General features: G+C 65.8%; 19 protein-coding genes. 6 read left to right on the top strand and 13 right to left on the bottom strand.

What is annotated here, in order from left to right:
* Nucleotides 1-40: 40 nt before the first annotated feature.
* The 5 genes from E5A73_RS19100 to trpD form a co-directional block, all read right to left on the bottom strand.
* The gene (locus E5A73_RS19100) at nucleotides 41-1,225 is read right to left on the bottom strand and encodes a molybdopterin molybdotransferase MoeA (RefSeq protein ID WP_135965446.1); all 1,185 of its coding nucleotides are present in this window, start codon (nucleotides 1,223-1,225) and stop codon (nucleotides 41-43) included.
* Nucleotides 1,226-1,266: 41 nt separating this feature from the next.
* Nucleotides 1,267-2,235, bottom strand: a complete 969-nt coding sequence (locus tag E5A73_RS19095; RefSeq protein ID WP_135965445.1) for a PilZ domain-containing protein — start codon at nucleotides 2,233-2,235, stop codon at nucleotides 1,267-1,269.
* A gap of 119 nt (nucleotides 2,236-2,354) precedes the next feature.
* Nucleotides 2,355-2,822, bottom strand: a complete 468-nt coding sequence (moaC, locus tag E5A73_RS19090; RefSeq protein WP_135965444.1) for a cyclic pyranopterin monophosphate synthase MoaC — start codon at nucleotides 2,820-2,822, stop codon at nucleotides 2,355-2,357.
* A complete protein-coding gene (gene trpC, locus E5A73_RS19085; protein ID WP_135965443.1) occupies nucleotides 2,819-3,598 on the bottom strand; it encodes an indole-3-glycerol phosphate synthase TrpC in 780 nt (259 codons plus the stop codon). The genes moaC and trpC overlap by 4 nt, the downstream gene beginning before the upstream one ends.
* A complete protein-coding gene (trpD, locus tag E5A73_RS19080; RefSeq protein WP_135965442.1) occupies nucleotides 3,595-4,590 on the bottom strand; it encodes an anthranilate phosphoribosyltransferase in 996 nt (331 codons plus the stop codon). Before trpD ends, trpC begins: the two co-directional genes overlap by 4 nt.
* A gap of 350 nt (nucleotides 4,591-4,940) precedes the next feature.
* On the opposite strand from trpD, the gene E5A73_RS19075 reads away from it, so the two are divergent.
* Nucleotides 4,941-5,405 carry a hypothetical protein gene (locus E5A73_RS19075; RefSeq protein WP_206366545.1) on the top strand — a complete coding sequence of 155 codons (465 nt, stop codon included), beginning with the start codon at nucleotides 4,941-4,943 and terminating at the stop codon, nucleotides 5,403-5,405.
* A 403-nt stretch (nucleotides 5,406-5,808) separates the two neighbouring features.
* Here E5A73_RS19075 and E5A73_RS19070 read toward each other — a convergent pair whose 3' ends face one another.
* Complete coding sequence (locus tag E5A73_RS19070) at nucleotides 5,809-6,393, bottom strand: anthranilate synthase component II (RefSeq protein ID WP_135965440.1); 585 nt, start codon at nucleotides 6,391-6,393, stop codon at nucleotides 5,809-5,811.
* A 124-nt stretch (nucleotides 6,394-6,517) separates the two neighbouring features.
* Here E5A73_RS19070 and E5A73_RS19065 point away from each other — a divergent pair, with 124 nt between their 5' ends.
* Nucleotides 6,518-6,931, top strand: a complete 414-nt coding sequence (locus E5A73_RS19065) for a hypothetical protein (protein ID WP_135965439.1) — start codon at nucleotides 6,518-6,520, stop codon at nucleotides 6,929-6,931.
* Between the two features lie 142 nt (nucleotides 6,932-7,073).
* On the opposite strand, the gene trpE is transcribed toward E5A73_RS19065, so the two are convergent.
* Together trpE and E5A73_RS19055 are read right to left on the bottom strand one after the other, a co-directional pair.
* Complete coding sequence (gene trpE / locus E5A73_RS19060) at nucleotides 7,074-8,579, bottom strand: anthranilate synthase component I (RefSeq protein ID WP_135965438.1); 1,506 nt, start codon at nucleotides 8,577-8,579, stop codon at nucleotides 7,074-7,076.
* Nucleotide 8,580: 1 nt separating this feature from the next.
* Nucleotides 8,581-10,527, bottom strand: a complete 1,947-nt coding sequence (locus E5A73_RS19055; protein WP_135965437.1) for a peptidylprolyl isomerase — start codon at nucleotides 10,525-10,527, stop codon at nucleotides 8,581-8,583.
* Nucleotides 10,528-10,642: 115 nt separating this feature from the next.
* Here E5A73_RS19055 and tpiA point away from each other — a divergent pair, with 115 nt between their 5' ends.
* Complete coding sequence (gene tpiA, locus E5A73_RS19050; protein WP_135965436.1) at nucleotides 10,643-11,389, top strand: triose-phosphate isomerase; 747 nt, start codon at nucleotides 10,643-10,645, stop codon at nucleotides 11,387-11,389.
* 376 nt (nucleotides 11,390-11,765) lie between these two features.
* Here the strand turns inward: tpiA and E5A73_RS19040 are convergent, their stop codons facing one another.
* Nucleotides 11,766-12,269 carry a Ros/MucR family transcriptional regulator gene (locus E5A73_RS19040; RefSeq protein ID WP_135965435.1) on the bottom strand — a complete coding sequence of 168 codons (504 nt, stop codon included), beginning with the start codon at nucleotides 12,267-12,269 and terminating at the stop codon, nucleotides 11,766-11,768.
* Nucleotides 12,270-12,501: 232 nt separating this feature from the next.
* Nucleotides 12,502-14,154: an HTTM domain-containing protein gene (locus E5A73_RS19035; protein WP_135965434.1), complete on the bottom strand. Its 1,653-nt coding sequence runs from the start codon at nucleotides 14,152-14,154 to the stop codon at nucleotides 12,502-12,504.
* 427 nt (nucleotides 14,155-14,581) lie between these two features.
* On the opposite strand from E5A73_RS19035, the gene E5A73_RS19030 reads away from it, so the two are divergent.
* The gene (locus tag E5A73_RS19030) at nucleotides 14,582-17,692 is read left to right on the top strand and encodes a caspase family protein (protein ID WP_168356003.1); all 3,111 of its coding nucleotides are present in this window, start codon (nucleotides 14,582-14,584) and stop codon (nucleotides 17,690-17,692) included.
* Between the two features lie 204 nt (nucleotides 17,693-17,896).
* Here E5A73_RS19030 and E5A73_RS19025 read toward each other — a convergent pair whose 3' ends face one another.
* The gene (locus E5A73_RS19025; RefSeq protein ID WP_135965432.1) at nucleotides 17,897-18,442 is read right to left on the bottom strand and encodes a hypothetical protein; all 546 of its coding nucleotides are present in this window, start codon (nucleotides 18,440-18,442) and stop codon (nucleotides 17,897-17,899) included.
* A 225-nt stretch (nucleotides 18,443-18,667) separates the two neighbouring features.
* Complete coding sequence (locus E5A73_RS19020; RefSeq protein ID WP_135965431.1) at nucleotides 18,668-19,957, bottom strand: S41 family peptidase; 1,290 nt, start codon at nucleotides 19,955-19,957, stop codon at nucleotides 18,668-18,670.
* Between the two features lie 1,325 nt (nucleotides 19,958-21,282).
* Here E5A73_RS19020 and E5A73_RS19010 point away from each other — a divergent pair.
* Both E5A73_RS19010 and E5A73_RS19005 read left to right on the top strand, forming a co-directional pair.
* Nucleotides 21,283-22,812, top strand: coding sequence for a tryptophan halogenase family protein (locus E5A73_RS19010; RefSeq protein ID WP_135965521.1), 1,530 nt, complete (start codon nucleotides 21,283-21,285; stop codon nucleotides 22,810-22,812).
* On the top strand, nucleotides 22,809-23,483 hold the full coding sequence (locus E5A73_RS19005; protein WP_135965430.1) for a DUF6445 family protein: 675 nt from the start codon (nucleotides 22,809-22,811) through the stop codon (nucleotides 23,481-23,483). The genes E5A73_RS19010 and E5A73_RS19005 overlap by 4 nt, the downstream gene beginning before the upstream one ends.
* A gap of 3 nt (nucleotides 23,484-23,486) precedes the next feature.
* Here E5A73_RS19005 and E5A73_RS19000 read toward each other — a convergent pair whose 3' ends face one another.
* Entirely contained in the window at nucleotides 23,487-25,562 is a 2,076-nt protein-coding gene (locus E5A73_RS19000) for a hypothetical protein (protein ID WP_240700277.1), read from the bottom strand.
* Between the last annotated feature and the right edge of the window lie 56 nt (nucleotides 25,563-25,618).

Genomic DNA, 25,618 nt, shown 5'->3' with positions numbered 1-25,618 from the left:
GAACAGACAAGGAACGTTTATGCAATGTTCCGGCCGCTTGTCAAGCGAGGTCGAGGATTTCTACCGAGTCGCCCGCTTTCGCCGCAGGAGCATGGGGTTCGCGGACGATCAGGCAAGTCGCGCGGGCGAGCGCCCGGAGCATCGCGCTATCCTGGAGCGTCGACGCAAGGACGCGGCCGTCGCGGATTTCGGCGCGAAGATAATCGGTGCGTTCGCCATTGGCGGGGAGTAGCTCGCCCAGCGTCGCGATGCGGGTGCGGGGCAGGGGATCGGCGGCCCCCGCGAGATGCGCGACGAGCGGACGTACGAAGAGCAGGGCCGTGACGAACGCTGAGACCGGGTTGCCCGGCAGGCCGAGTATGATCGTGTAGCCGAGCCGGCCCGCCATCATCGGCTTGCCCGGGCGAAGGGCGATCCGCCAGAAATCGATCGTGGCGCCCGCTGCCTCCAGCGCGGGCCGGACGAGGTCGTGGTCCCCCACCGACGCGCCGCCGCTGGTTACGAGGAGATCCGCATCGACCGCGCGGAAAGCGTTTTCCAACGTTTGCTTGCAATCCGGGAGGATGCCGAGATCGATCAGGTCGACCGGCAGGCCGGCGAGCTGCGCCGCGAGCATCAGCCGATTGGTCTCGGGGAGCTGGTCCGGGCCGATCGAAGCGTCCGGTGCGACCAGTTCGTCACCGGTTGCGGCGATCGCAACGCGCACCCGGCGATGTGCCGCGACTTCACCGTGTCCCGCGGCACCGGCCAGAGCGAGGCGAGCGGGGGTGAAGCGCTCGCCGGCGCGGATGAGCAGATCGCCTTCGTGGAAGTCGAGACCGCGGCGGCGAACGTTGCGGCCGAGCGTGGCAGGTCCCTCTCCAGCGAGGTGCAAAGCCAGGCCTTCGCGTGCCGCCTCCTCCTGTACCAGCACGGTGTCGGTCCCGCGGGGCATCGGGGCTCCGGTGAAGATACGGACGGCGTCGCCGGAATCCGTTTCGCCAGCGAAGCCGCGGCCCGCGGCGCTTTCGCCGACCACCCGCCACGGACCCGGCAAATCGGCGAAGCGGATTGCGTAGCCGTCCATCGCTGAGAGGTCGGCGCTCGGCTGGGTGCGTCGGGCGTGGATATCCTCTGTCGCCCAGCGGCCAAAAGCCGCGGCGAGGGGTGCCCGTTCGACCGGCAGCGGCGCCGTGAGCGCGAGCAGGCGCGACCAGGCTTCGGAGAGGGGGAGGAGGGGTGCCATCGCGTCAGCCTTGTGCCGGGAAGCGCCGCGGGCGCAAGGGCTCAGCGGGGCGCCTGGCTCGCCGAGACCAGGCTCAGCTGGCGTGGGCGGAGCGGGAGGCGGAACTCGCAGAGGATGCGGTTGCCCAAGGCCTCGATCACATTGGCCGGTCCGCCGCCTATCTCAGGGAGCGACACCCACAGCTGCGCGCCGGGCGCGAACACTGCCTGAGTCTCGAGCTCGACAAGGTGCGCGGTCAGTCCGCGAACGCGCGCATTCCACCAGCGCACGCCTTCGCGGACGCTGGCCGGCGCGTCGAGGCGGATCGCGTGTTTGTCGGGGATCATGGTCCCGCCCCCGGGGTTGGCCGGCGTCGGTGCGGCCGCTGCAGGGGCAGGGGCCGCCTGCACGCGCTGGGCCTGGCGCAGCCACGGCATCAGCGTCTGCCATCCCAATTCTTGGCCAAAGGCGATACCGGCATGGCCGTCCTGTACCCAGCGCACCGTTCCTTCGAGCGGGCGCAGCGAGTCGAAGGTGAGCGTTACCGCATCGCCGACCGCGAGCTCGATACCGGTGTCGATACCGGCGCCGCCTTGCGAGATGTTGCGCGCGCGGGCGTGCTCGACCTTGCCGCCGCGCCGGATCGCGACGAGCTGCTGGATCTCGACTCGCGGCATGTTGCGGCGTTCGCAGGGGAGGTTCGCCAGCGTGCGTGCGAGCGTGCCGATGATGTCGATGGGTTCGTCGAACAGGAAGCCGATCTCGCCCTCGGCGCACCAGTCGACCTTGCCGGCGATCGTCTGTCCGCTGGCCATTTCGAGGTGCAGCGGCTCAGCCTCGGCGAGCTGCGCGTGGATCTGGAGCGTCGCTCCCGCCGACGACAGCCGCTCGAGCGAGCAGGCAAAGCGCTCGCAGTCGCTGACGAGAAAAGCGGCGTCGAACGCTGCCTGCGCATCGGGCTGATGCCGCGCCGCACGCGGCGCCTCCGACGCCAGCGAAAACACCGTTGCGGACCTGAGTGCCTGAATCATCACCAATTTTTCCCACTCGGTCGTGGCGGCGACATTGCTTAAAGGGGCTGAAAGGCGGGTTAATTTAAGCGGTTGTGAAATCCCTAATCACGCGCCGACAATCCGGGTGCGACAATTAATTAGGCCGACCAGTCGCCGGATTTGCCGCCCGTCTTGGAGAGCAAGCGAATATCGTTTATTACCATAGACTTATCGATCGCCTTGGCCATGTCATAGAGAGTCAGCAACGCGACGCTCGCTGCAGTGAGCGCCTCCATCTCGACCCCGGTCTTTCCCTCGGTCGCCGCAGTGGCGGTGACCGTCACGCCGGCCGCATCGGGCGCGAGATCGATTGCGACGCGCGTGAGCGGCAACGGGTGGCAGAGCGGGATCAGGTCGGCGGTTCTCTTGGCGGCCATGATCCCGGCGATCCGCGCGGTGGCGAGGGCGTCGCCTTTCTGGATGGCACCCGCGCGGATCGCCGCGGCGGCTTCGGGGGACATGGTGATGCGGCCAGTGGCGACCGCCTCGCGGGCAGTGACGGGCTTGCCGGCGATATCGACCATGCGCGCGGCGCCGGATTCGTCGAGATGGGTGAGTTCGGTCATCCGACCAGCGCCCGGGTCGCGGCTTCGACATCGGCCTGACGCATCAGCGACTCGCCGATCAGGAAGCAGCGGATATCGTGCTCGGCCATCGCGTCGAGATCGGCGCGGCTGGTCAGGCCGGACTCGGCGACGAAGGTGCAATCCTTCGGTGCGCGGCGGACGAGTTCGTAGGTTTTCTGAAGATCGACTTCGAACGTCTTCAGGTTGCGATTGTTCACCCCGATCAGCCGCGACCTGAGGCGGAGTGCGCGCTCGAGTTCGTGCGCATCGTGGACCTCGACGAGCACGTCCATGTCGAGCGCGATGGCGGCGGCTTCGATCTCCGCCATCGGGCCGTCGTCGAGCGCGGCGACGATGATCAGAATCGCATCGGCTCCGATCGCGCGCGATTCCGCAACTTGCCAGGGGTCGACCATGAAGTCCTTGCGGATCACCGGCAGGTCGCACGCTGCGCGCGCCGCGATCAGATACGCTTCATGCCCCTGGAAATATTCCTGATCGGTGAGTACCGACAGGCACGCGGCGCCGCCCGCCTGATAGGCGCTGGCATGCGCGGGCGGATCGAAATCGGCGCGGATCAGGCCTTTGGAGGGGCTGGCCTTCTTGATCTCGGCGATCAGTCCATAGCCGCCTGCCGCGACCTTCGCATCGAGCGCGGCCTTGAAGCCGCGCGGTGGCGAGGGCTCGCCGCGCGCGACCGGCGCGGCCGGCGCGGCGCGGCGCGCCGCGACTTCGCTGCGCTTCGTGGCGAGGATCTTGTCGAGGATCGTGCTCATGCGAAGGCGATCCAGCAATCGAGCAGCGCATTGGCGAGCCCGGCGTCGATCGCCTCGGCGGCTTCCTCGACTCCGTCGACCAGATTGTCGGCGCGGCCGGCGACCATCAGGGCGGCAGCGGCGTTGAGCAGCACCGCGTCGCGATAGGCGCCGGTCTCGCCGAGCAGCAGGCGGCGAAGTGCGAGCGCGTTATATTCGGGGTCACCGCCGCGGATCGCGGCGAGCGGATGGCGCGGCAGGCCGGCATCCTCGGGGGTGATGCGCGTCGGCAGGCGCGCGCTGCCGACATTGACCAGGATGCTGGCGCCTGCGGTGGACAGCTCGTCGAGGCTCTCTTCGCCCGAGACGACCGCGGCTGCCTCCGAGCCGAGCTGGAGCAAGGCCTCGGCATAGATCGGTGCGTAATCGGGGCGGGCGATGCCGATCAGCTGGCGCGTGACGTGCGCCGGATTGGCGAGCGGGCCCATCAGGTTGAAGATCGTCCGCCGGCCGATGCGGCGGCGCAGCGGCCCGATCCGCGCCAGCGCCGGATGGTGATGCTGGGCGAACAGGAAGGCGATGCCCAGCTCGTGCAGGCTCTCCTCGGCGCGCGCGGCGGCGCGATCGAGGTCGAGGCCCAAGGCCTCGAGCGTGTCGGCGGCGCCGGCCTGGGACGAGGCGGCGCGATTGCCGTGCTTGGCGACGGGCACGCCGCACGCCGCGACGACGAGGCTCACCGCGGTCGAGACGTTGAGCGTGTGATGGCCGTCGCCGCCGGTGCCGCAGACGTCGATCGCGCCCTGCGGCGCGGCGATCGGGATCAACCGGTTGCGCATCGCCCGCGCGGCCTCGGCGATCTCGATGCTGGTCTCGCCGCGGAGGCTGAGCGCGATCAGGAAGGCCTCGATCGCTTGCTCGGGGACGCTGCCGTCGAGGATATCGGCAAAGGCTTGCGCGGCGGTCTCGCGGGCGAGCGGCGAGGACGGGTCGGGGAGGAGCGTCGAGACAGTCACGCGGCCTCTATTCCGGCCGGGCGGCCATGAGTCGAGCAAATCCTGCCGGCGGACGGGCGAGCCAGGCTGCGCGGGGTTATGGACCCGCTCCCGGATCCTTTGAGGAAGGCGAATGCGGACGCGAGTCCGGCGCGGTTGACTCGCTTGACTCGATAGCGGGTTTTTCGCCGGAAGCGGCGGGTTCGCGCCACCAACGCGCCTGGGAAGCGGCAGGAAGGCGGCAGCCACGCGCCATGCGCGCGTCGCACGCGCGCCACGCCCGCGCCAGCCGCGCGCCGCCGACGCGCCAGCAACGCGGCACCAGCGCGGCGACCACGCGGCACCGACGCCCGCGGGTGAAGGAAGGAGGGTTGGCGGCGCACGCATGCTTGAAACGTAAGCAGAACAAATCCTATTTTGCCAGCGGATTTGCGAAGTCTGCTTTCGCCCCAATAGCGGACGTCACGAAGTCGTGGCATGGTCGTCGGATGGAGCGCAAACAGCGGAGCGGGGCCAAAGGGCGGACGTGGTATTTCCCGGTTTGGCTTGCTGTCATGTTCTTCGCAACCGTGGGCCTATCGTTCCGGTCAGTGACCGATGCGGTCGTGCTTTGTGCCTTCGGCGTTGGGCTTTGGCTGAACGAAACGCGAGCGCAGCGGCCCGCTCGATCATTTATCAGGCTGGCCCTTGGCTCGGCACTCTTGTTCCTGTTCCTCGTCGTTCAAGTCGCAAGTTGGGGCGGAGATGTGACGATGAGCGCAATCATGTGGGTTGGTGTTACCGCTTTGGGAGCGATCTGGACAATTCACTATGAGCGATCCGAGCCACTGGTCTGATTTGTGGAAACGTCCGCTTCCACCCAAATCTCGGACATTCGCGCGCGGCAGAGCGGATGCGAGAAGCGGACTGGCAGGAAGCGCGCCAGTTGCAGACATCCGGGGTGCTCGATATTCGAGGCTGTGGAAGAGGCCGCTAGACGATGAAGCAGAGTAGGTGGAGTCCGCCGGTAGCTTGGCTGGTGGGCGTGGTGGTCGCGGTAGCCGTCCTCTGGATACCCGCGAGCTTCGCACTCTTCGTCCTCGCCATGTCGATGGGGGTCTCGGATGTAAGCACGGCTGCAAGGTTGCTGGCGCTAATCGCGCTGCTGACCGTAGTGGCAAGTTTGGTCTTTCTGCTCGCCCAAACGATCAAGAGGGTATTGGCGGGAGGGTAGCGTCCGCTTCCCACCCAATAGCCGCCTCAGGCGAGCGCCTTTGCCTCGATCCCCGCCAGCCGCAGGAAGTTGGCCAGCATCGCATGGCCGTGTTCGGTGGCGATGCTTTCGGGGTGGAACTGCACCCCGTGGATCGGCAGCTCGCGGTGGCGGAAGCCCATTACCGAGCCGTCGTCGGCGGTGGCGTTGACGACCAGGTCGGCCGGAATGTCGCTGACGATCAGCGAGTGATAGCGAGTCGCGGTGAAGGGCGAGGGGAGGCCCTCGAACAGGCCGGTGCCGTCATGCGTGACCGGGCAGGTCTTGCCGTGCATCAGCCCGCCGCGCACCACCTGTCCGCCGAAATGCTGGCCGATCGCCTGATGGCCCAAGCAGACGCCGAGCAACGGTTTGTGCAGCTCTGCGCAGGCGGCAACCAAGTCGAGGCTGATCCCGGCTTCGTTCGGCGTGCACGGACCCGGCGAGATCAGGAAGGCCTGGGCGTTGCTGGCGATCGCGTCGCGCGCGGTGAGCGCATCGTTGCGGACGACCTGCACTTCGGCACCCAGCTCCATCAGATAATGGACGAGGTTCCAGGTGAAGCTGTCATAATTGTCGAGAACGAGGATCATGCAGGTCCGGTTAAGGCGTTTCGCGCTTTCTCACAATTGCCTTGGCCCAGTTTTGCCTTGGCGCGGCCACACTGGGCCGGCAACGACGGGCGCGCAGAGGCGTCGTATTGTTCAAGGAGTTTCCATGCGTTCCATCTTGCTCTTAGCCGTGCTGGTGGCTGGCCCCGCCGCCGCGCAGGACGCCGGCACGAAGGACGGACCGCCCAAGCGGGTGCGCTCGATCCTGCTCTATGGCGACGAGAAATGCCCGCCGGCGCAGAGTCCCGAGGAAGTGGTGGTGTGCGCCGATGCCGGCGATTCGCCGTATCGCATCCCCAAGCGCTTCCGGAACCAGCCCGACGAAGGTGCCGCGGCCCAGGCATGGACCAACCGAGTCGAGAGCGTCGAGGAATTCAACCGCGCCGGGCTGCCCAACAGCTGCTCGCCGGTGGGCTCCGGCGGCCAGACCGGGTGCAGCCGCGCGGCAATCCGGCAATGGTATCAGGAGCGGCTGGACCAGAAGGCCAAGGCCGCGCGGACCACCGCGCCGCAGGATTGAGCGAATCCTCCCTCGCGAAGCGGGGGAGGGGGACCACGAAGTGGTGGAGGGGGCGTCTCCGCGAGCGAGGCGCTTGCGGTGAGGCCCCCCCTCCGTCGCCTGCGGCGCCACCTCCCCCGCTGCGCGAGGGAGGATTTTCGACCTATTGCCCGAAGCCTGCTTCGCGGGCCCGCGCCACGGCTTCGCGCGCGGCGGCGAAGAGCGCGCCGGCCTTGGCTTCGCATTCGCGCTGCTCGGAGGCCGGATCCGAATCGGCGACGATGCCGGCGCCGGCCTGGACGTGCATCACGCCGTCCTTGACCAACGCGGTGCGCAGCACGATGCAGCTGTCCATCGACCCGTCGGGCGAGAAATAGCCGACGCCGCCGGCATAGGGGCCGCGCGTTTCCTGTTCGAGCTCGGCGATGATCTGGCAGGCACGGACCTTCGGCGCGCCGCTGACGGTTCCGGCAGGGAAGCCGGCGAACAAGGCGTCGAGCGCGTCGCTGCCGGGGCGCAGCGTGCCGACCACGTTCGAGACGATGTGCATCACGTGGCTGTAGAATTCGACGGTATAGCTGTCGGTGACGCGGACGCTGCCTGCGGCGGCGGCGCGGCCGACATCGTTGCGGCCGAGATCGAGCAGCATCAGATGCTCGGCGCGTTCCTTGGGATCGGCGAGCAGGCTGGCGCGGTTGGCTTCGTCCTCGGCGGCGGTGTTGCCGCGCGGGCGGGTGCCGGCGATCGGGCGGATGGTGATTTCGCCGTCGCGGGCGCGGACGAGGATTTCGGGACTCGATCCAGTGAGCGCGAAGCCCGGCAAGTCGAGATGGTAGAGGAACGGCGACGGGTTCACGCGGCGGAGCGCGCGATAGAGTTCGAATGGCGGCAGCGCGAAGGGCGTGGTGAAGCGCTGGGCGAGCACGACCTGGAAGATGTCGCCCGCCGCGATATAGTCCTTGGCGCGCCCGACCATCGCGCCATAGCGGCCCGGCTCGAGCACCGGCGTCAGCGCGACTTCCGCCGGATCGGCGCGGACCGGCGCCGGAAGCGGCGCGGTCGCGAGACGCGCGGCAGTCGCGTCGATGCGTTCCGCGGCGGCCTGGATCAGCGCGGCGGGGTCACGGCCAGCATCGGGCCAGACCGGGGCGACGAGGAACAGGGTGTCGGCGAGCCGGTCGAAGATCAGGATCACCGTCGGCCGCACGAACATCATGTCGGGCACGCCGATCGGGTTTGCCGGCGGTCGCGGCAGCTTCTCGACGAGGCCCACGGTCTCGTAGCTGAAATAGCCGACGAGGCAGGCGAGCGCGCGCGGAAGTTCGCTCGGCACATCCATCCGGCAGCTCTGGACGAGACCGCGCAGCGCTTCGAGCGCCGGTTCGGGGCAGGGGGTGAAAGCCTCCCGGTCGCTCAGCCAGCGCGGGTTGATCGCTGCCTCGGCGCCGGTTGCGCTAAAGACGAGGTCGGGGGCGAGGCCGATCAGGCTGTGGCGGCCGCGGACCGAGCCGCCCTCGACCGATTCGAGCAGGAAGTCGCCGCGGCCGGGCTCGATCAGCTTGAGCGCCGCGGCCACCGGAGTCTCGGTGTCCGCGACCTGGCGGCGCCAGAGCAGAGCGGGCCGGCCGGCGGCGAGCGCCGCCCGTGCGGCTGCGACGCCTTCGGTCACTTCAGCGGGCCGAGCCCGAGCGAGTCAGTTCGGCACGCAACTGGGCGATCGCCTTTTCGTTGCGCGTCACCTTGAGGTGGTTGCGGATCGACCCAATGAACTGGCGCGCGAATTCGGGGCCGATCTGCGGGGCGATGCCGCCGCGCACCCGCTGGATCGCGGCCGGATCGCTCGCGGCGCTGTGCTCTTCGATCGTATCGACATAGACCACATAATAGCCTTCGCGATTGGGCCCTTCGACCAGCTTGGCCTTTTTCGGCGCCATGCTGAACGCCATCTGGAGATAGGGCGCCATGTTCGGGCCGAGCACATCCTGGCGCTTGAAGTCGAACGGCTTGGGCGGCGGGCCCTTGGTCACTCCGGCCTCGGCCAGCGCCTGCTGCATCGGCACGCCCTTTTCGAGCTTGGCGATCATCGCGGTGGCGACGGCGCGGGCCTTGATCAGCGCCTGATCGACGAGATAGTCCTTCACGACGCGATCGCGGACCTGCGCGAGCGGGCGCGGCGCGGCGGGGACGATCCGCTCGAGCGCGACCAATGCGAAGCTGCCATCCTCGGCGACGGGAACCACCTGCGGTTCGTCGCCGGCCTGTTCGACCGCGAAGCCGGCGCGCATCACTGCGGTGATCGCCGGATCGGGCTTGAAGGCGGGATCGTCGGGGTTGGCGCCGGCGGCAGTGAGCGCGGGGCTGCGCTCGGCGGCGAGCTTGGCGTCGGCCACCGCCTCGTCGAAGGTCTTGCCGTCGCCGACGCCGTCGTCGATCGACTGGCGCAGAGCGGCGATCGCCTCGGCCAGCTTGCGCGCGGCGATCTCGGTGGCGAGTTCGGGGCGGGCCTGATCGAGCGTCCTGGCCGCGACCTCCTCGACCTTGGTGACGCGGTAGACGAGCCAGCTCGGCCCGACCTTGACCGGGCCGACCAGCGCATCCGGCGCCGCGGCGAAGGCTGCGTCGGCGAAGGCCTGCGAGACTTGTGTCACCACCGCCGGCTTTTCGAGCGCGGTCAGCGTGCGCGCTTCCAGACCTGCAGCGGTCGCAGCGGCGGTCAGCCCGCCGGCCTTCGCCTTGGCGGCGACTTGTCCAGCAATATTCTGGTCGAGCGCGGTGACCAGCTCGATCGTCCGCTTCTGGGTGGCGGCGAAGCGATTGCCGGCCTTTTTGTACGCCTCGGCGATCTCGGCCTCGGTGGCGGCGGTGCGTGTCTTGAGTGTATCCGGCTTGACCATCGCGTAGCGGAGGATTCGGCGCTCGGGGACCATGTAGCGCGCGCGCTTGCTGTTGTACCAGGCGGTCAGGACCTTGTCGTCGGGATCCGGGCCCGGATCCATCGCGATCGTCGAGACGAGGCCGACGATGCCGGTGCGGCGCTCGAGCAGCAGCGAGGCGTAAGGCAGGACGACGCCTTCGGGGATCTGGCTGCCGAGCGTGGCGCGGTTGACCAGCCAATTGGCGTAGCGTTCGTTGGTCATCTGCTCGCGGAAGGTTATCGGCGAGATGCGATTCTGCGAGAGCAGCTCCTCGAACTGCTTCTGGCTGAACTTGCCGTCGAGCCCGAGGAATGCCGGGTTGCTGGCGATCTCGCCGTCGATCAGCTTCTTGCTGACCTGCATCCCCGATTGCTGCGCGAACTCGACCATCGCCGCGCCGTTGATCATCTCGTCCACCGCCAGCTCGAGCCCGCCCTGGGCGAGAAACTGCTCCATCGTCACATTCTGTCCGTCGCGCTGCAGGTTGCGCAGGAACAGGTCGATCCGCTCACGAACCTCGCGATCGGTGATCTCGTGCTTGCCCACCTTCGCGACGATGCCGCCACCGCCCCCGCCGCCGCCATTCGCCTGAATCCCGGTGATGTCGCCCGCGGCGAAAGCGAGCGCGATCACCGCGAGGAACACGAACACCACGATCAGGCCGAAGCGCGACTTGGTGAAGCGGCGGAAGAAATTGAGCATGAAGGGCCGTTCGAAAGAGGAATCCCGCGTGCTTTAGGGCGGGCGCGCCGCGCCTTCAAGCTTGTGCAGCGCGCGAGGCTTGGTATCGCCTGCGGCCAGACAGAGGGAGTAGGACATGCGCCGCAAGCTGGTCGCCGGAAACTGGAAGATGCACGGGCTGAAGGCGCAGCTTGGCGAAGTCGAGGCGATCGCCGCCGCCGCTGCGGCGAACCCGCAAGTCGATGTCGCCTTGTGCGTGCCGTTCACGCTGATCGCGCCGGCCGTCGCGGCGTCCAGCGCCCTGCCGATCGGCGCGCAGGATTTGCACGAGGCCGACAAGGGCGCGCACACCGGCTGCATCTCGGGTGCGATGCTGCGCGAATGCGGCGCGACGCTGACCATCGTCGGGCATTCGGAGCGGCGCGCCGACCAGCACGAGACCAGCCACGACGCCTGGGCCAAGGCGGCGGCGGCGCGGCGGCACGGGCTCCACGTGATCCTGTGCTGCGGCGAGACCGAGGCCGAGCGCGACGCAGGTCGCGCCGAGCGGATCGTCCAGTCGCAGATCGAGAAGTCGCTGCCCGACGGCGCCTCGCCCGAATGGTTGACGCTCGCCTATGAGCCGCGCTGGGCGATCGGCACCGGCAAGACCCCGACGCTCGACGACATCGCCGCGATCCACGCGATCGCCCGCGCCAAGCTGCGGATGATGGTAGGCGACGCGGCGGTGGGGATCCGCATCCTCTATGGCGGTTCGGTGACGGGGGCGAACGCGGCGGATATCCTCGCGGTCGACAATGTCGACGGCGCGCTGGTCGGGGGTGCCAGCCTGACCGCCGAGAAATTCGTACCGATCATTCGGGCCGCGGCTTCGCTTTCCTGAGCTTTCCCAAAGGAGGGCTGGGGAGTGGGCGCGCTCGTCTGCGCGTTCAAAGTTCTGGCGCGGCCTCGCACCGACCTCAACTTGCTCAAGCTGCTCCATGCACTGATCGAGGAACGGAGTGTCACCCGGGCCGGGATCATGGGGCTGAGTCAGCCGGCTGCGAGCCGCGCGCTGGCGCGACTTGCCATCAACGTCCGGTCGGCACCACACTCGACGTTGTGCCCGCTGACCTCCGTGCGTCGCTTCGCTAGCGGCGCCCGGGTTCCGACCGCACCGGCTGTATGCGAAGCTCGGTCAGGTCTCCGAAGCGAGCATCCGGAACCCCGCCAAGTGAAGCAGTTGGGCGCGCCGTTTCGGTGGCGCGCCCTTCCTGGAATCATTCAGATTTCGCGCGGCCGCGATGGGCAGGTTTCGGGGCGGGCACGGGAGCGGCAGTCGAGCGCGCCGCCCGGCCCTTGGCGCCGAGGCCGATCTTCTTCGCCATTTCCCGGCGCTGCTCGGAATAGCTTTGCGCCACCATCGGATAGTCGGCTTTGAGGTTGTAACGGCTGCGATAGTCTTCCGGCGTCATGCCATGTGTCGAGAGATGCCGGCGCAGCGTTCGGTACGGCTTGCCGTCGACCAACGAGATGATGTGATCCTTCGAGGCCAGCGACTTCCGCACTGAAACCGCGGGCGTGAATTCCTGCCCGGAACTTGCATCGCCCGATGAGACATCCGTCGGCGAAGATCCGGAGGCCAGTTCGGTCACGGTGGCGTGCATCGCGCGCAAGAACGCCGGCACGTCATCAGCCGAGACACGGTTATTCTGATTGCCGAGCCACGCGATCGTAAGTTCCGTCGCGAATTCGACCGCGTTCAAGCTATTATCTTCCGACATGACGACCCTTTGATGTTTGGAGATTGGCAACGCCCTCTTCGAGACGCCGCTATTCCTGCATAATGAAGAAATCTATTTTGTCGAATCGTCGGAGATCGTTGCCGGGTTAAGCTTGGATTTACGTGGCCTAGCTCTCCGGCCTCCGCGCAGTCCGCCCCAGTCGCCCAAACGAGTCGCATGAGCGAGATGCAGGACCTGTCGCCCACGCCACGCTGATTTGACCCAGCGCCGTTCAAACGAAACAGGCAAAGCGATGGGCCTCCCGCGCGTTGCGATCAGATGCGTAGGCGGAAAGCGTCTCCCCGATCAGGAACGTCACGCGAACCTCGCGAAGCGGAAAATTCGGGTGCTGCGCAGTCCAGTCGCGACAGGCGTAGCGCGCATAATCCAACAACGCGGCCTCGCGGTTACGCGTCAATCGCAACGCCAAGGCGTCGAAATATCCTGTCCAGTCTGAAGAGCCGAGTGCACCAGCCGGGTAGGCTGGCCATTGGTAGGAAGGCGGCGCCATATGATGGTGATAGACATCCACGACACTGCCATCCGCCAGGCGGCCCTCGATGACTGGCAGCACATAGTCGACGTGCGGGCGTGGCGCGAACATGCCCCAGCTTTGGGTGAGCCCGAAGACACCGGCGACATCGGCCACAGCGATAAGGCTTTGCGGGCGTCGGACGCCGCGCAGGCCGGTGAAATTCCAGATCAGACAGAAGGCCAACACCCATGCGAGGCAGACTTGCGCGACCGGGGTCAGGCGGTAGGCCCGGGCCGGCGTCCATGCGGCAGTGAGCAGGGCGAAGAATCGCCGATTCCAACTCCTGGCGCGCGTGAGCAAAGCGCCCATCCTGCCATGATCGTGCGCCGCCAAGACCGAAACGGTCGGTCCGGCGAGTATATTGCCAAGGAGGAGCACGACCTTGCGGTAGAACCCGCACGAGCCTTCATAATAGATCGCGACCGTCGCGCGGCGGCCCGGCCGGTGAAGAGCATCCCAGAATCGCGCCGGGACGAACACCACCAGCGAAGCTATGCTGACCACCCAGAAGAGTCCTATGTCGAGGAAGAGCCTGAAGCCGAGGTGCATGGCAATCAGCAACGGAAGCACCATGAGGCGCAGGCGGTCGGTTTGGACCGGAGCGAACAACAGGATCGGCGTAAGTATCTCGAGCCAAAGCACGAAAAAACTGAGCGGCTGGGTGACTGAGACATAGCCTCTAAGGACGTAGGCAAGCGGAGTCGCGATGGCGTCATTGTGCAGGGCGAGATAGACGGCAGAACCATCGACCGCCCATTCCGGTGAGGTTTTCATCATCGCGCCGAAGAAGTAGACATAGGATGCCTGCAACAGAAGGCCGGCCGTAGCGACGTTCAGCACGCGTGTGGGTGCGCTTGGTTCTGCCAGCACTGCCTCGGTCGAAAACCGCGCGCCGATCGGCAGGAACATCGCCCAAAACAGCAGCAACGGGGCGAGCACGTCCCCTCCGCTGCCGATGAACGGATTTCGCAGGACCAAGGATTGATGCAGCACCCAGCACAAGGCTGCCGAGATTCGCGGACGGACGCCGGCGATCAGACAGATCGCCCCAGCCCCCTCCAGCCAGAGCAGCGCGATGGCGAAACAAGGCGTTCCATTCAGAAGGTAAAGCGACGCTCGATCAGCATAATCGAACTGTCCGAACCTGCCGCGCGGCAGAACGCCTTCGTCGCTCAGGAAAGCCGCGGCATTGGGAAGGATTTCTAAGACGCGCAACAGAAGCGCGGCGCCGAGGATCACCCGAAACGCCGCCAGCGACCGCAGGTCTATGGCGAAGACTTGAGCAAATGAGCGAAAGGTCCGCCCCGCGAAAACCCTGGTCCTCGCTGCGGCCCTCGCCATCGAGATCATTTTCGCCTGGTATCAACGGTCCTTGCAGGTGGCATGACTCCCGCCGCAACCGCCACCCCCGCCGCCATCGTTATTCTGTACGATAACACCACGTGACTGGGCCGTAGACTGAGGCGAGAAATAGAAAGTCGTCCCTACGGTAACTATTCCCGCAACTGCGAGAGCTAATGAAATCAGTAACTTCCTGTTCATTGTTCACCTCCCGGTGAGGTCGTTCCACTCACCATTGTAATTGAATAACCACGCATATTGGTATTGGCAATATCCCCAGACTTCCAAATAATATGCCACACCTATAGTCGTGCTTGACTTGAGCGGCCTTGCGCAACGTAGGCGCGGACCGCATGATATCCATGGCAGCGCAAGCCAGGGCTGCATCTGCTCAAGGGGGAGAGTGGAGTTGGCCTTTCGATTTCCCATGGTCCTGATGGCGGCCGCAGCCATCGCAGCCTTGGCGATGGCCCTGCTTTTGCTTCCACGCTGTTCTCCGGAGAGCGAACCGGCTTACGGCGATACACCAATCCTGCGGCTCGACCCGCAGCAGCACAGTGGCACGATATTTCGCGCCGGCATCGACGCCAAAGGCCGTCTGATGGTGACGGCAGGCAGCGACGACGTCGTTAAAATATGGCGCGTTGACGACCCCAAGCAGATACGCGTCGTCAATACTTTGCGCGTGCCGATCTCCAAAGAGGCGGCGGTGGATCCGTCCGCGGCCGGGCTTCGCGCGGTCGACATTTCACCGGATGGAATGCTGATTGCGGCCGCCGGCCAGACGCGCGCTGACGGTACCTTCCGCCTCCTCGTGCTCGCCGCGGCTACCGGCGAGATTCTGCACGATTTGCTCAGTGCGCGCGGCATTATAACCGACCTCGCCTTTTCACCCGACGGCCAATCGCTCGCCGTCGGCCTTTACGCCTGCGATTCGGCTCCCGTGGAAACCTGCCCCGACGCCAACAACGGCCTCTGGGTCTGGAACACGGCAAAATGGAACGCGGCGCCCTATCGGGACAAGGCGTATCAGGGCCGGATCAACGGGATCGCGTTCAACCGGGCCGGCGATCTTTTCACTACCAGCTTTGACCGCAGGCTGCGTCGCTATGGCGCCGAACAGCGGAAGCATTCCGATTTCGCACCGACGCCCGCGCCGGCGAGGCCATTCGCGCGTGACTACGACCGGGACATTCGCCCTTACGATCTCGCGGTCGCTCCAGACGGACAAACCATCCTTGTCGGCTATCTCAACGAGCAAGACCGGGACGATCCCGCCGCGCTGACCCAGTACAGCGCCAGCGATCTCGAGCCGGTGCGGGACTACGACATTGGCGGGCTTCCGGCGGATCATGGCGGACCGGTACAGGCCACCGTCGTCAATGGCGTCTCCTTCTCACGCGACGGCGCCTATGTGTATGCAAGCATCGCACAACATCAATCGCACGATGCCGACAAGGTCCTGCGCCGTTGGTCGGCAGCGGATGCAAATGCGCGACCCAAGGATTTCGGTCTGTGCACATCGCAAACGATCATTCAGGTGCTCCCTTACCAGGGCCATGGCGCGATCTTTGCCAGCTCGGATCCCTGCGTTTCGGCGATCGACGATGCAGGCGCGCGTTTCGATGTGCCGCGATCGGTGTATCCGATCGACAACCACAATCTTGGGCCGACCGATCCGGGGCTGCTTCTGGTTTCCGAGAGTGGCGACCGCTTCTATTTGGCGCACGAAGTGGCCGGACGAGGCGTGGCGTTCGATCTGATGGAGCGGAGGCTAACCGTGAACCCGGCAGCGGCGGACCCATCGCGCAAGGGGGTGACGGACGGCTATCGCGAGACCAGCGGGGGCACGACGATGTCCAAATGGTGCTGCAGCGGCACGGCTCCCGCGATCAATCGCGTGCCGATAGCCTTGGGAGGAACTTCAGGAGGCGTGACGTGGAGTACCGACGTTGCACCCAACGGCGATTTTGCGGTGCTTGGCACTTCCACTTTTCTTGCCCGTTATGACCGTAGCGGCCGTCGGCTGTGGCAATATCGGACGCCGGACGTTCCGCGCCGGGTCAATATCGCGCCCAATGCGCGTACGGCGACCGTGCTGTACCGCGACGGTGTCTTGCGCTGGCACAATATCGAAGACGGCAGCGTGCTGCTTAGCCTATTCATCGACGCCAGCGGTGAAAACTGGGTGATGTGGACCCAGGCCGGCTATTATGACTCCTCGACCGGCGGAGACGCGATCCTCGGCTGGCACTTGAATAATGGCGGGGACGTAGCGCCGAGCTGGTTGCCCGTAACCCGATACGCGAATGCCTTCCGCCGGCCCGATGTCATCAACCATGTAATCAAATATATTCGCGATGGCTTGGCGACTCCCGGCCTCGCAGCAGCGAATTCTACGGCGCTCGCCAACGAGATGATTCGCCGCAACGCGCCGCCGATCGTTCAGATCGCTGACGCTCGCATGCGGTCGGACGGGACTCAGATGCTCCTCACATACATCGTCAATTCGCCGAGCGGCGATCCGGTGACCGGAGTACATATCGATATCAATGGACGCCCTGCCGCAGTGGAACCGCCACAGGCGCGGGCAGGAGAGCGGATTCAATGGACTCTCCCGATCGACATAGCCTCCGACGAATATGTCGGCATTCGTGCGATCAATCGCAACGGCATCGGTGAAGTAAGCACGGTCCGCGTGCTGGACGCTTATCGGAACGCGTCTCTCAACCCCCCGCCGCTTGTCCCAAGCGCAATTCCCGAATCGACAAAACCATTGCCACCGGTCGCGGATCGACCGGTGCTTCACGCGCTCGTGATCGGCTCCAACTATGCCTATCGCAACCGGGGCCGGCTGGCCCAACTGTGCTGTGCGAGTGAGGATGCGAGGGCCTTCGCACAGTTCCTACGACGCCAGAACACGCATGACGAACGGGCGCTTTATAGTGACGTTAAGGTCATCGAACTGAAGGATGAGGAAGCAACGCTAAACGCGCTGCAGGCCAATCTTTCGCAACTATCGCGCGTGAACGGCAATAGCGTCATCCTGATCTTCCTCGCCGGGCACGGCGTTTCCGACAGCCGTGGTCGTTATCACTATATCCCATATGGCGTCGATCCGGATTCGGGTCGGCTTGAACATGTCGCGCTCACTGGCGCGCGTATTACACGCGCATTGCAAGAAGCCCGAGTGCCGGCGATGCTGTTCATGGATACCTGTAACTCGCAGGGAGCGTTGGAACGTTCATTTTTGAGTGAGGTCTACAATCTCCAGAGGAACATATTCACCTTTTCGAGTTCGCGCGACGGCCAGGCGTCGCTCGAGAGACGCGCATGGGGTCACGGCGCTTTTACATACGCACTTTTGCAGGTGCTTCACGGCGAGCCTATCGCCGACAATGACGGTATCGTGACATTCTCCGAACTCGGGCCAAACCTGCGCGAGTTGGTCACGCAGATGACTTCCAAACAGCAAGTCCCGCAATATTTCGGATGGGGGCCCCAAGGTGCAAATCCCCAGTCAAACCTTTTCACGGTGCGCCGATGAGGCCTCCATCCTGTCTATTTGCGAACGGCGTGCCACCTATTCGCGGTTACCACGCCGCTCAAAGCACCTGGATCTAGCCGCACGCCATCTGCGCACATCAACTAGCGGCGCAGCGATCGAGTTTCGCGCAGGCCGCTTCTCGGCCCGCTGGCGGCATAGCGGTGGGCTGCTGACTAAAGCGATAACAGGGGCTAGCGTTCCGATCTATTGCCCGTCGCCTGCGGATCGCACCTTCGTAATCACTAGCTTTCCCGAGACCTTTTCGGTCACTCTCCATTCAAAGCGCACATTTGAGCCGATCGTAAGGGCCTGCCTGGCCAAGAAGAACATCATGCACAAAGCGATTAAGGCGACCGTGGGCCAGACGAGCAAAGTGATCATCGACACTAGCGATTCTCGCTGCGATTCCGCCGCCGCAGCAGGCGACCCGCGAATATTCGTGCTGTGATTGAGGTATAAGACTCCAGCACCGGAGACGAAGACTAGCACGCCAAACAGCAGCCACACATATACCGAGAAAACTGACCTGCGCAGACCGCCAACAGGCGCCGCTGCGGGTTCGACTCCGTCGGGTCCCGTTAACACGCCGTCCGCCGTATCGGCGTGTGACACTGGTGGACCGTGTTTCGCCCAACGTTCTGCCTGTTCGCGGAGGGCGGAATCACCCTCCACAATTATCTTGTCCGCTGATCGGAAGGCTCTTTCCAGTTCCGCCTCATTAGAAGCGCGCGCCGCTGCCTTTTTAAACATGCGCTACTCCAAGAAGTCACTCTTCGATCAACGCTATCACACGACCGCGGGGAAATCGAATCGCGCAACGGGACGATGATTGCACGCTGAGACATCGCGTATCGTAGACTTCGAGCCCAAAGTCGGCCATTCCCGAGCGGCGCGCGAGTTCCCGAAATCGGACCTTCGTTCAGCCAAAGGTGGCGCTATACGCTATTGGGTGGTTGGGGCCGGCTGATTGCGCCCCTATAACCTCCAGAACGGCTTCCACTCCATCTTCTGGCTCGGCCGCTCGGAATAGTTCGTGTGCTGTTCGCTAAGGTCGTCGAGCGGTTGATCGTTGACGTGGGCGAAAGCGGCTTCCATCGCCTGATCCCTTCCCGCCGTCCAATCGGCGAACCGGAGTGGGGCCGCTATGTCGGGCATGGTCCAGATTCGCTTGTCGTAGGGGTGGGAGTCGAACCAGGGCAGGGTCGACACATAGGCTTTGAAGCCGTCGCCCTGGAACGGCGTGGCGTCGCCCTCGTGATTGGGAGCGCCCCCTGAGGGTTCGCCCACGAACACGGCCCAGGTCTCCCGCTCGATCCTCGAGGTCAGGTTCTGGGCGGCCGAGAAGGTGTGGGGGCCGATCAGCACATAGAGCCCGCCAGGGCGGTTGAAGCGGGACCGTTCGAGATGTTTCCTCAGGCCTTCGCCCATGCGGTTGTCGCCGCCGTCGTTGCGGCGCAGGTCGAGTACGACCCGTTCGATCGCGGGGGCCTCCATGGCCGCAAAGGCTTCACGCACGAAGGCCAGGATCGAGTCCTTGCTGGCGAACAAGCGGTCGAACGCGATGACCAGGGCGTGGTCGTTTGCGTGGACGAAGTTGGGCGCAGGCCCCGGCCGCCAAGTTTCAACCGGGAAGGGCTTTCGGGAAAGCGGGATTAGAGCCTCGCGTGCGTCCGGGCGCGGGATCAGCACTGCCTTGACGAGCGAGCCGCCTATTTCGGCCTCGACGGTGACCGGCGCCGAGACGCCGGCGGGCGCGGCCAATCGTGCTCCGCGCAGGACCGCGGGTCGCAGGATCAAATCTGCGTCATGGTGGGCCCGGGTGGGATTGTTGCCAGGCCACATTTCCGCGAAGGACCTCAGGGCCTTCTCAACGGCGACCCCATCCACACGCGTGATCCGTGCACCAAGCAGAGGCGCGCCTTCTTCCTTGGCCGCGGTGACGTAGAGGCCGTCGAAGAAGGGGCTGGCAGCAATCGGAAGGGTGAGGTCGAAGCCGGGCGCCCTGATCATGCCGCTTGGTCCCACACGCCCATCCACGTACATCGTCGTGTGGCCGTCATGGAACCAGGCCAACTGTTCCATAAGGCCCATGAGATAGGCATCGGGGGTCATGGCGTCCGCCTCAGCGGCGAGGCGCTCCCAGCCGGATCGCCAAGCCGGGTCAGCGGCGGCTATCCAGCCGCGCGGGTGGGTCGCCTCAGCGTATCTGCGCAGTCGCGCGGCTTCCGAGCGGCGGGGCTTGGAAATGGCTGCCGTCGCCGGCATTGCCAAGGTTCCTGACAGAAGGAGGGAGAACTCGCGTCGCGTAGGGACATATGATCGTGTCATGCTCGGAAATCCCTTGGTTCCTTGTTTACACGGACGAACCTCGTCGCACGCGGCGATGGATCACGCCACGCGCTCAGGCGAACGGGGACGACGCGTCGCGCCGGGCCAGGCTGTTGCGGAATGACGGGCCGGAAACGGGAGGGGAGAGGCGAACGCCGGGCGCAGCGTCGAACGTCACGGCTTCCTCGCGATCGGGAAGCGGAGCCGCGGTGATCGCCGCCTCTTGCGGGCGCGAAGAGGCGGACGGGACGGCCTGAGTTTGCGCAGCTGCCGCCGTTCCGAGGAGTGTGCTGACCGAAAGAGCAAAGATCGGTAATCGCGTGGAGCCTCAGGAGGAAATGTCGCGTGGTCGACGGCGCCCGCTCGCCTGTCATCTGTATTAGTGATATACGTATGCAATACGATCAAGAGGTAGTTCTCATCTCTATGGCGACACGCCGAGCACATCGGCGCGATATCGGCTTCAAGTTTATGGATAGCCTTGGAGCGGCTGCTTTCGAGAGAGCGCAGATCGCGAGCGAAGAAACGACATTGGGCCGGCAGTTGCCATTCCGGGTTTGGCTTTCCGAATGTCCGTCAGCTAACGGGCCAGAAGCCGAAGCGCGGCTTTGCAGGAAGCTGCTGGTCCGAAATGCGCCCAATCCCGGGCGTTCAGCTCGTCCCTACGGAAGCCCGGTAGCTGCCGTTGGTTCAGGTGCTGAGCAACGGCAGCTCACGCTCGCGTTGTGGCAGGATACGCGGAGACAAACGGAGCGACCTGCATGTTAAATGGATCGTGCCACTGCGGCGGCGCCTCTTAGGCCCTGACTGGCGACCCAGGCTCAATCACGGCCTGCAACTGCACGCTATGCCATCGCTACGGGACACTCTGGGCCTAGGATTTTGAAGACGACCGGATTGCCGTTGTGGGCACGATATCGAGCTTTCGCCGTACCGGCAAAGACGATCCAGCACTTGAGGTCCTCTTCTGCTCGATCTGTGCCGGCATGTTGGCATGGCGCGGCCTGCGGGTGGAAGCGGACGGTCGACGGCGAATGGCCGTGAACATCCGTGTCACAGCGTTCGACGCTGTCGCTGACCTGCCAATCGATCACTTCGATTGCCTGGACTCATTTCAGGATCGGCCTTCGCCGTCCTGGCGGCGGCCCGCAGAGCCGGGGCAGCCGCACACAGGCGCGGCCGGCTTTGGGCGCATGCCTTTGAGATCGCCAGGAGTGCGGGGCTTGGTTAAGGCATGCCTAGCCAGAGCAAGGGCCGAACGCATGTCTGTATTCCGCGACCAGGTGACCAGCGATACGAAGCGGGTGCGCTCGGTCGTCATTCTCGGCGGGGGAACCGCAGGATGGATGACCGCCGCGGCATTGGCGCGCCAGTTCGGCGCCGCGCTCGACATCAAATTGCTCGAGTCCGAGGAGATCGGTGCGGTCGGCGTCGGCGAGGCCACCATACCCACCATTCATTGGTTCAACGCGCTGATCGGTCTCGATGAGAGCGCTTTCCTCCGCGAGACCAAAGCAACCTTCAAGCTGGGCATCGAGTTCGTCGACTGGACGCGGCCGGGCTATCGCTATTTCCATCCGTTCGGCGCGTTCGGGGCGCGCCTCGGCGGCGTCGCCTTCCATCACCGCTGGATCAAGGCACGGGCCGAGGGGCTCGATCTGCCGCTTGCGGCCTTCTCGCTTGCCGAGACGCTCGCGGCGCAGGGGCGCTTTGCCAAACCGGAAGGGGATGCCCGTTCGATCCTCTCCACGCTTGGCTATGCCTATCATTTCGACGCGAGCCTCTATGGCAGGCATCTTCGCGGCATCGCCCAGGCGAATGGGGTGACGCGGGTCGAAGGGCGACTGCAGGATGTCGAGCGCGATCCCGAGAGCGGGCTGATCATCGCGCTCACCACCCAGCGGAACGAGCGGCTGGCAGGCGAATTGTTCATCGACTGCTCGGGTTTCCGCGCGCTGCTGATCGGCGGGGTGATGCAAAGCGCATTCGAGGACTGGTCGCACTGGCTGCCCTGCGACCGCGCCGTCGCGGTGCCTTGCGAGCGGGTCGCGGAGACGACGCCGTTCACGCGCTCGACCGCCCGGCAAGCGGGCTGGCAATGGCGCATTCCGCTTCAGCACCGGATCGGCAACGGCCATGTCTTCTCCAGCCGTTTCCTGAGCGAGGACGAGGCGACCGCGACCTTGCTCGCCAATCTGGACGGCGCGGTACTCGCCGAGCCGCGGACGCTGCGCTTCACTGCGGGCACGCGGCGCAAGGCGTGGGTCGGCAATGTAGTGGCGCTGGGGCTTTCCTCGGGCTTCCTCGAGCCGCTCGAATCGACGTCGATCCACCTGATCCAGAGCGGCATCGCCAAGCTGCTGACCCTGTTTCCCGACCGCGACATGGATCCGATGCTGGCCGATCGGTACAATATGCTGCTGAATGCCGACATGGACACCATCAGGGACTTCCTGATCCTCCATTATCACGCCAATCCTGGCCGGGCCGAGCCGTTCTGGGTGGAGCGGCGCGAGATGCCGCTGCCCGAGAGCCTGCAGGCCCGCGAGGCGCACTACCGCCGGTCGGGCAGACTCATGCTGGGTGGCGACGAGCTGTTCCGCGAGGCGAGCTGGCTGGCGGTGCTCAACGGACAGGGGATCGTGGCGGAGGATTACAACCCCCTCGCCGACACGCTCGACGGCGCGTCCAACATCGCGCAGCTTCGGCAGATCGCCGAAGTCATCGCGCGCGCCTCGCCGACCTTGCCGCTGCACGACGCCGCGCTGGCGGCGGCGATGGCGCAGGGATGAGCGGCCTCGACATCGCCGCGCGGCGGATCGGCGCCGAGCGCCAGCCGATCGCGATCGTCGATGGTTTCCATCCAGATCCCGATACGCTCCGGGCCGCGGCGAAAGCGGCGAAATACGATACGGGACGGCATCATTATCCCGGCGTCCGCGCGCCGTTGCCCCCGGACTATTTTGCGCGGGTGCGGCCCGCGCTCGCGCGGGTGCTGCGCGACGTGTTCGGGCATGGCGCGGGGATCGAACTGCTCGACGCGAGCTTCTCGATCGTCAGCACGCCGCCAGGCGATCTCGCCGTCGCGCAGAGGCTGCCGCATGTCGACGCGGTGCATTCGGGACGGATCGCATTGGTCCATTATCTCGCGCCAGAGGGCGGCGACGGCACGGCCTTCTTTCGTCACCGAGGGACCGGGTTCGAGACGATCGACGGGGCGCGTTCGGCGCGCTACCTCGCCGCGCTCGACGCCGAATTGCGCGCCGATCCGCCGGCGGCTGCTTATCCCCTTGGCGACACCGCGCTGTTCGAGCGGATCGCGCATGTCGAGGCGCGGTACAATCGCGCGGTCCTCTATCGCAGCGTGCTGCTCCACAGCGGCGCGATCGCCGCCGGCGCCCGGCTGGACGCCGACCCCGCCACCGGACGGCTGACCGTCACGGCGTTCCTCTCGATTCCATAACGCTCAGCGCTTCCGCTTCCCGTCCGCCGCCTTGGGCGGCCGCACCGCAAGATAGACCGTGCTCCAAAGCTGCGCGGCGTTGGATTCGTCGACATCCGACTTGCCTGCGCCGAACGCCACCGCCTTGTAACGACCCTTCTCGAAAGCCCAGGACCAGAGCTCCGAACTCTGCGTCGCGCGCGTCGCCTGGATCGCACGCCACAGCTTTGTCTGCATATCCTCGAGCACCGCGCGGGTGGCGGGGGGCAGGTCGGTACGCCCGAGCTGGCGCGCGAGGCCCGCGGCGAACAGCGCCTGCTGCCACGACCAAACCACCGCGCCATGATAAGCGGCAGGCGTGAAGCGGTTCTGCACCTCCCGAGCTGCGAGCGCGGGATTGGCGGCGAGCATGCCGATCGCGGTCATCAGCCCCGCCGGAAACGGTCGCGCCAGCGCGCCGACATAGGCCTGCAGATCCGCCGGGTCGGGATGCCCGAACAGCAAGGCAAAGCCCTCGTCCGAGTTGATGATCGGCACCGGCTTGCCCTGATCGTCGAGCGCGATGGCGTGATAACGCAGCGACTGTCCCCCGAGCGCGGCGAGCGCCGGCCCGGCGGGAACGCCGACACGGGCGGCGTAGTCGCCGACCTGCGCGGCGGCGCGCGGCGCCGGGATCTCGACTGCGAACAGATCCGGCGCCGCGCGGCGCCAGGTGGCGGCCATCGCGGTGGCACGGCCGAAGGCGGCACGTTCGGCCGGCGCCAGATAAGAGTCGAGCAGCCCGGCACGCAGCAGCCTGCCCGCCGCCTCGAGCGCGGCCGGGACGAGCACCGCATTAACGTCATAGGGGTAGCGGCCGCGGCCGATGCCTTCCTCGCTGTCGCGCCACTGGCCGGTCATGCGGCCCTGATGAATTCCGATCAGATTCTGCCAGCGCGGGTCGCGCGCGAAGCGCTCGGCCTGATCGATCGCGAAGCCGAGATTGCGCACCAGCAGCGCGCCTGCGAGATCCGCGGCGCCGGGGCGCGCTTCGCTCGGAATCCTCGATGACAGGAAGACGCGCGCTGCGGCCGGGCTGGCGTGGCCGAGCAGATATTCCGCCGCGACAGGACCGAGCATATAATCGTCGTCGATCATGCCATAATCGAGCGTCGCCGCGGCATCGCCCGGCTGATTGTGCCGGGCATGGTCGATCAGCGCGAATTCGGCGAGCCCCTCCTCGTGCGCGACTTCACCGCCGGGATTGAGGCGCGCGAGCACCGCGCCGAGCCCGGCCTCGACCGCGGCGCCTCTCAGCGCAGGCATCAGCAGGCGGACCGACATCAAGGTATCGCGGCCGAAATAAGTGTCGAACCGCCACGAGCCGGCCAGGAATTTCTCGCGGTAGCTGAGAAAGGCGAGGGCGTTGCGCGCGGCGGGATCGGCGGCGGCATGCGCATTGAGCAACTCGGCCTTGCTCAAGCCGGTGAGCGGCGTGTCGCCGGTCGCCGCGACGATGCGCAGGCGGATGCGGCCGTCGGCACCGGCCAGGATCGCACGGTCCGCAATGCGGCCGCCCAGCACTTCGAGCTCAAGCCGATAGCCGGGGGCGCCATCGATTCGGTCACGGGCATAAAGGATGCGATTGCCCTCAATGCGGGCGGACGTGGCGAGTTCCGACAGGAAGCGGCCGCTCGCCTGATAGTCGCGAAGGAAGCGAACGTTGGAGAGCACCGCCTGCTTGAGGGCGAGGCGCGGCGCGTCGATCGTCGCAATCGTCTCGATGCCGTGGAGCGGGCGGCCCTTGCCGTCGGTGAGGCTTCGCGGGCGGGGGGACTGGTCGAGCCGCCACGCAGCGGCGCGAGGCAGCGGCTCGAACCATAAACCGACACCACTATTGCCCGCGGGGAAGGCGACGAGGATGCGCGGTTCGCTGCCGTTACGCAGCAGCAAATGCGCCGCGACCTTGCCGTTACGTACGAAGGCGTTGAGGTTCTGGCCTTCCGTCAGGCTGTAGGCGAGCTCGGGCGCCTTGTCGCGCTGGGCTGCCGCCCCCGAGGTCAGAAGGCCACCCGAGAGCAGCAACCCCGCCGTCAGGACCGCATGCATCGAACCTTGCATTGGTTTCTCCTCTCTTCCCGGAACGAAAAGGCGCGGCCAACCTTTCGGTTGCCGCG

Origin of the sequence: Sphingomonas gei (assembly GCF_004792685.1) — a bacterium.
GTDB classification, from domain to species: Bacteria; Pseudomonadota; Alphaproteobacteria; order Sphingomonadales; family Sphingomonadaceae; genus Sphingomonas; species Sphingomonas gei.
The sequence above is the reverse complement of the archived record's forward strand: the minus strand, read 5'-3'. Positions and strand labels throughout refer to the sequence as shown.

Bases quoted from the DNA above. Each gene is read 5' to 3' on its own strand.
- E5A73_RS19100 (WP_135965446.1), bottom strand. From the start codon at position 1,225: ATGGCACCCCTCCTCCCCCTCTCCGAAGCCTGGTCGCGCCTGCTCGCG.
- E5A73_RS19095 (WP_135965445.1), bottom strand. From the start codon at position 2,235: ATGATTCAGGCACTCAGGTCCGCAACGGTGTTTTCGCTGGCGTCGGAG.
- moaC (WP_135965444.1), bottom strand. From the start codon at position 2,822: ATGACCGAACTCACCCATCTCGACGAATCCGGCGCCGCGCGCATGGTC.
- trpC (WP_135965443.1), bottom strand. From the start codon at position 3,598: ATGAGCACGATCCTCGACAAGATCCTCGCCACGAAGCGCAGCGAAGTC.
- E5A73_RS19070 (WP_135965440.1), bottom strand. From the start codon at position 6,393: ATGATCCTCGTTCTCGACAATTATGACAGCTTCACCTGGAACCTCGTC.
- E5A73_RS19065 (WP_135965439.1), top strand. From the start codon at position 6,518: ATGCGTTCCATCTTGCTCTTAGCCGTGCTGGTGGCTGGCCCCGCCGCC.
- E5A73_RS19055 (WP_135965437.1), bottom strand. From the start codon at position 10,527: ATGCTCAATTTCTTCCGCCGCTTCACCAAGTCGCGCTTCGGCCTGATC.
- tpiA (WP_135965436.1), top strand. From the start codon at position 10,643: ATGCGCCGCAAGCTGGTCGCCGGAAACTGGAAGATGCACGGGCTGAAG.
- E5A73_RS19040 (WP_135965435.1), bottom strand. From the start codon at position 12,269: ATGTCGGAAGATAATAGCTTGAACGCGGTCGAATTCGCGACGGAACTT.
- E5A73_RS19035 (WP_135965434.1), bottom strand. From the start codon at position 14,154: ATGATCTCGATGGCGAGGGCCGCAGCGAGGACCAGGGTTTTCGCGGGG.
- E5A73_RS19030 (WP_168356003.1), top strand. From the start codon at position 14,582: ATGGCGGCCGCAGCCATCGCAGCCTTGGCGATGGCCCTGCTTTTGCTT.
- E5A73_RS19025 (WP_135965432.1), bottom strand. From the start codon at position 18,442: ATGTTTAAAAAGGCAGCGGCGCGCGCTTCTAATGAGGCGGAACTGGAA.
- E5A73_RS19020 (WP_135965431.1), bottom strand. From the start codon at position 19,957: ATGCCGGCGACGGCAGCCATTTCCAAGCCCCGCCGCTCGGAAGCCGCG.
- E5A73_RS19010 (WP_135965521.1), top strand. From the start codon at position 21,283: ATGTCTGTATTCCGCGACCAGGTGACCAGCGATACGAAGCGGGTGCGC.
- E5A73_RS19005 (WP_135965430.1), top strand. From the start codon at position 22,809: ATGAGCGGCCTCGACATCGCCGCGCGGCGGATCGGCGCCGAGCGCCAG.
- E5A73_RS19000 (WP_240700277.1), bottom strand. From the start codon at position 25,562: ATGCAAGGTTCGATGCATGCGGTCCTGACGGCGGGGTTGCTGCTCTCG.